Genomic DNA, 4,982 nt, shown 5'->3' with positions numbered 1-4,982 from the left:
GCCATACCGGCATCTCGCGCATGGGATCGGTCCGCTTACGAAGTGCGCTATACCTACCCGCCGTCGTGGCGCTGACCTACAACCCGGCTATCAAGGCGCAAGCCGAGCGTCTGAAAACCAGGGGGAAGAAAGGTAAACAAACCGTCTGCGCCGCCATGCGCAAGCTGCTGACCATCGCCTATGGCGTGCTCAAATCAGGCAAGCCTTTCGACCCTGCTTTAGCGATTGCACACTGAGGGGCGAAGACGGTATCTACGCTTGGTCCGAACGCCCCCTCTCCCTCCGGGAGAGGGTTGGGGTGAGGGGACCGCCAACCCGTAGGTTGGGCTGAGACGGCCCTATCGTCGAAGCTCAACAGGCCCGGGTAGCATTGGGCTTCGCTGCGCTCAGCCCAACCTACAAGAGCCCATCATGACGCCCCCTCTCCCTCGGGGAGAGGGCCGGGGTGAGGGTCGCCCTACTCATGAAACTCCGCCACCGTCTCGCGACGGCCATAGAGGAAGGCGTCCGCCACATGGCGCAGCGGGGCCACGTCCACATCGGAGCGGTTCTGGGCGACCAGCTCGGCGAAGCGGGCATAGAGGCCGGCGTACTCCCGGTCCGGGCCCTGGTGGCTCAGTTGCCCGTCCAGGTACAGCTCGCTGCCGCCCTTGCTCAGGGTCAGGCGACCCGCATCGGTGTCGACATGGATGTCCCAGGTCTGGGGCCCGGTCTGCAGGAAGTCGAAGTCGGCGGCGATGGGCACGCCGGCGCTGTCGACGAAGGCCAGTTGCGCGGCCACCGGGGTCTGGCAGTTGCCGGGCACCTGCAGCGTCGCCTCCTTGAGAAAGAACGGCCGTGGCAGGATGGCGGTGACGATGGACAGGGCATTGATGCCCGGATCGAAGACGCCCATGCCGCCCGGCTCCCAGATCCAGGCCTGACCCGGATGCCAGACGCGCACGTCTTCCTTCCACTCGATCCGCACCGCCTGGATGCGCTTGCCTTCCAGCCATTCGCGGGCTGGCTGGACGCCCTGGGCATGGCGGGAATGCCAGGTGGCGAACAGCGACAGACCCGCCGCCTCGGCCTGGCGGGTCAGGGCTTCCACTTCACTCAGGGTCGCCCCCGGCGGTTTTTCCAGCATCACGTGCTTGCCCGCCGCCAGGGCCTCGCGGGCCTGTTCGTAACGCACCGCCGCTGGCGCGCAGAGCGACACGGCGTCGATCGCCGGGCCGTCTTCGAGCAGGGCGCTCAGGCTGGGATAGTGGGCGACGCCGTCGAGCTGGGCGTTGCGGCTGGCCACGGCGACCAGCTCGTAGTCGGAATTGGCGGCGAGCGCCGGCAGGTGCTGGTCACGGGCGATCTTGCCCAAACCGACGATGGCTATTCTTATCATGATCGTCCTCGGTAGACGGTAGGAGTCCGCCGCCTAGGATCGGGCAATCATCACACCAAAGCAACAGCTTCGCGGTCGGTCTGCAGGCTCTCGCGCAACTCCAGCCAGCTGCGCAGATTGGCCCCCTCACGGCCCTTGCGCCACATCAGCCAGGTGGTGGCCTGGGCGAAGCGCGCCTGGATCGGATGACGCTGCACCCGCTCGCGGCCGGGCAGGCTGTCGAGCATGGATTCCGGCATCAGCGCCACCCCGCCGGTGATCACGCAGGCCAGCATGCTGTGGTAGGACTCGATCTCCATCACCGGTCCGCTAGGCACCCCCGCCGCGGCGTACCAGGTGTCCAGGTAGCGTCGATAGGAGCAGCCGGCGCGAAAGCCGAACACCGGGCGTCCCGCCACGTCGGCAGGTGAACGCACCGGACCGAGTTCCAGCCCGGTGATCAGCACCAGCCGCTCCTCGAACCAGGGCTGGCCTTCCAGCGCCGCGTCGGGCGCCGGGCCGTCCACCAGGGCGGCGTCCAGGCGACCGGCTAGCAAGCCTTCCACCAGTTCGCCGCTGGGGCCACTGTGCACCTGCAGATTCACCTTGGGATAGCGCTGGTGATAGCGCGCCAGCAGCCCTGGCAGATGGATGGCCGCGGTGCTGAACATGGACCCCAGGACGAAGGTACCGGCCGGCTCGCCGCCCTGCACCGCGCTGCGCGCCTCGTCGGCCAGGGCGAACAGGCGATGGGCGTAGTCCAGCATTCGGTGGCCGGCGGCGGTCAGGTGCAGCCGCTGGCGTTCGCGCAGGAACAGCTCCACCCCCAGCTTGTCTTCCAGCTGGCGTAGGCGCGTGGAGAGATTGGACGGCACCCGGTTGAGTCGCTCGGCGGCCTTCACCAGGGAACCTTCCTCGGCCACCGCCTGGAAGATGCGTAGCTCTGCGAACTCCATGGATCACCACCTTTCTCTTTAGCTGAACATCTATTTCTCTATTATTCGTTTTTATTGATCAACTTCAAGTCCTAGGCTGTACTCATCCGCTCGCTACTGGAGTTCCGCGATGACCGCCACTACCCGCCTGCTGGCCTGCCTGCTGGCCCTGGCCACCGCCATGGGCATCGGCCGCTTCGCCCTTACCCCCGCCCTGCCCCACCTGATCGCCGAGGGTCAGATCGACCTCACCGGCGCCAGTCTGCTGGCCGCGGCCAACTACCTGGGCTATCTGCTCGGCGCCCTGGACGCGCTCTTCGCCCGTCGGACCCATGCGCGCCTGGTCGGAGGACTCTGGCTCTGCGCCGGCCTGACCCTGGCTTCCCTGCTGGCCGATGGCCTGGCCGCCCAGGCGCTACTGCGCTTCGGCACCGGCCTGGCCAGCGCCTGGGTACTGGTGATGGTGACCGGTCTGAGCCAGCCCCTGGCCGCCGAAGCCGGCCGGCCACGCCTGGGCGCCCTGGTCTTTACCGGGCCCGGAGTAGGCATTCTCATCAGCGGGCTAATGGCCCTGGTCAGCAATCGCCTGGGTGGCGATTCCAACCAGCTGTGGCTGAGCTACGGCCTGCTTGCCAGCGTGGCCACCCTGGCCCTGCTGCCCCTGCTGCCGCGGCGCGGTCCGGCCACCCCGCTACCCAACACCGCCGCGGCGCCGGCCAAGCGCTCGCCCGCCTTCAATCGTTTGATCCTGGCCTATGGCCTGGTGGGCGTCGGCTACATCCTGCCGGCGACCTTCCTCTCGCAGATGGCCGCCAGCCGCTTCCACGGCCAGTGGCAGGCCGACCTCTTCTGGCCCGGCTATGGCCTGGCGGCGGCGCTGGGTGTGGTGCTGGTCAGCCTGAGACGCCCGGGCACCGATACCCGCCGCTGGCTGATCGCCACCCTCTGGCTGCAGGCCGCGGGTGTGCTGCTCTGCCTCCTGCCGGGCAGCCTGGCGCTGCTCCTCGGTGTGCTGCTCTGCGGTGGCCCTTTCCTCGCCTGCATGCAGTTGGTGATGCAGTACGGCCGCGAGTTGGCACCGGCCACGCCGCAGCGCAATGCCGGGGTGCTGACCGCCAGCTTCGCCAGCGGCCAACTCATCGGTCCGCTGCTCGGCGCAGCCAGCAGTCATTTTGCCGGCAACCTGCAACCGGCCCTGGTGATCGCCGCGCTGGGCCTGCTGTTCGCCGGTCTGCACCTGCGCCACGCCCGGGCCTCGCTGCAGCGCTGCGTCGCCTGAATCGTTTCCGCTGCGGCCTTTCGTCACAGAAGTAAAACTGGGTGGTTCCTTGTTTTGAAATGTTTCGCCGTTCCTGAGTACAGTGACCGCCGCGCCTCATAGAGGAGGCGCTTCAGGCGCTCGCCACTCACCCTACAAGGAACACGACACTCATGATGAAGGCCTCCGATCTGGTCGTTCGCTGCCTGGAAAACGAGGGTGTGGAATACATCTTCGGCATTCCCGGCGAAGAGAACCTGGACCTGCTGGAATCCCTGCGGCGCTCCTCGCAGATCAAGCTGATCCTGACTCGCCACGAGCAGTCCGCCGGCTTCATGGCCGCCACCTACGGCCGCTTCACCGGCAAGACCGGTGTCTGCCTTTCCACCCTCGGCCCAGGCGCCACCAACCTGGTCACCGCCGGCGCCTACGCCTACCTGGGCGGCATGCCGATGCTGATGCTGACCGGCCAGAAGCCGATCAAGAAATCCAAGCAGGGGCGTTTCCAGATTCTCGACGTGTGCCGCATGATGGCGCCGCTCACCAAGTACACCCACCAGTTCGCCTCCGCCGACAACATCCCGTCGCGCATCCGCGAGGCCTTCCGCCTCGCCGAGGAAGAAAAGCCCGGCTCCGTGCACCTGGAGCTGCCGGAAGACATCGCCGACGAGCACACCGAGAGCCTGCCGGTGCCGCCGAGCCTGAGCCGCCGTCCGGTCGCCGAGGCCAAGGCCATCGCCGCCGCCGTCTCCAAGCTGGAAAACGCCCGCAGCCCGGTGCTGGTGCTGGGCGCCGGCACCAACCGCAAGATGACCGCGCGGGTGCTCCGGCAGCTGATCGAGAAGACCGGCATCCCCTTCGTCACCACCCAGCTCGGCAAGGGCGTGGTCGACGAGCGCCATCCGCGCTTCCTGGGCAACGCCGCCCTCTCCGCCGGTGACTTCGTGCACCGCGCCCTGGAGTCCGCCGACCTCATCGTCAACATCGGCCACGATGTGATCGAGAAGCCGCCGTTCTTCATGACCCGTGGCGGCACGGAGGTCATCCACATCAACTTCCGCTCCGCCGAAGTCGATCCGGTGTACTTCCCCCAGGTCGAGGTGGTCGGCGACATCGCCAACGCCATCTGGGAGATCAAGGAGCGCATCGAGGTCCAGCCCACCTGGGACTTCGACCGCCTGTTGCACATCCGCGAAGCCAACGAGGCCCATGTCGCCGAAGGCGCCACCGATGACCGCTTCCCGGTCTATCCGCAGCGCCTGGTGGCCGATCTGCGTAACGTGCTGCCGTCCGACGGCATCGTCGCCCTGGACAACGGCATCTACAAGATCTGGTTCGCCCGCAACTACAAGGCCTACATGCCCAACACGGTGCTGCTGGACAACGCCCTGGCCACCATGGGCGCCGGCCTGCCGTCGGCCATGGCCGCGCG

General features: G+C 67.3%; 4 protein-coding genes and 1 pseudogene. 3 read left to right on the top strand and 2 right to left on the bottom strand.

Annotation, left to right across the window (positions count from 1 at the left end; all coding sequences use genetic code 11):
- Window positions 1-236: pseudogene (locus tag PVZ72_RS16765) on the top strand (IS110 family transposase); the annotation flags it as partial.
- Window positions 237-457: 221 nt separating this feature from the next.
- Here the strand turns inward: PVZ72_RS16765 and PVZ72_RS16760 are convergent.
- The gene (locus PVZ72_RS16760; protein WP_273862528.1) at window positions 458-1,378 is read right to left on the bottom strand and encodes a Gfo/Idh/MocA family protein; all 921 of its coding nucleotides are present in this window, start codon (window positions 1,376-1,378) and stop codon (window positions 458-460) included.
- A 50-nt stretch (window positions 1,379-1,428) separates the two neighbouring features.
- Window positions 1,429-2,313, bottom strand: coding sequence for a putrescine utilization regulator PtrR (gene ptrR / locus PVZ72_RS16755; protein WP_068385143.1), 885 nt, complete (start codon window positions 2,311-2,313; stop codon window positions 1,429-1,431).
- Between the two features lie 109 nt (window positions 2,314-2,422).
- Between ptrR and PVZ72_RS16750 the strand changes: the two genes are divergently transcribed.
- Both PVZ72_RS16750 and PVZ72_RS16745 read left to right on the top strand, forming a co-directional pair.
- Complete coding sequence (locus tag PVZ72_RS16750; RefSeq protein WP_273862527.1) at window positions 2,423-3,571, top strand: YbfB/YjiJ family MFS transporter; 1,149 nt, start codon at window positions 2,423-2,425, stop codon at window positions 3,569-3,571.
- Window positions 3,572-3,723: 152 nt separating this feature from the next.
- A partial coding sequence (locus PVZ72_RS16745) for an acetolactate synthase large subunit (protein WP_273862526.1) occupies window positions 3,724-4,982 on the top strand: 1,259 nt, incomplete at its 3' end.

The organism is Pseudomonas sp. LA5 (genome assembly GCF_028640825.1).
Lineage (GTDB): Bacteria > Pseudomonadota > Gammaproteobacteria > Pseudomonadales > Pseudomonadaceae > Chryseomonas > Chryseomonas aestiva.
This window is presented reverse-complemented; position numbering and strand designations above follow the sequence as displayed.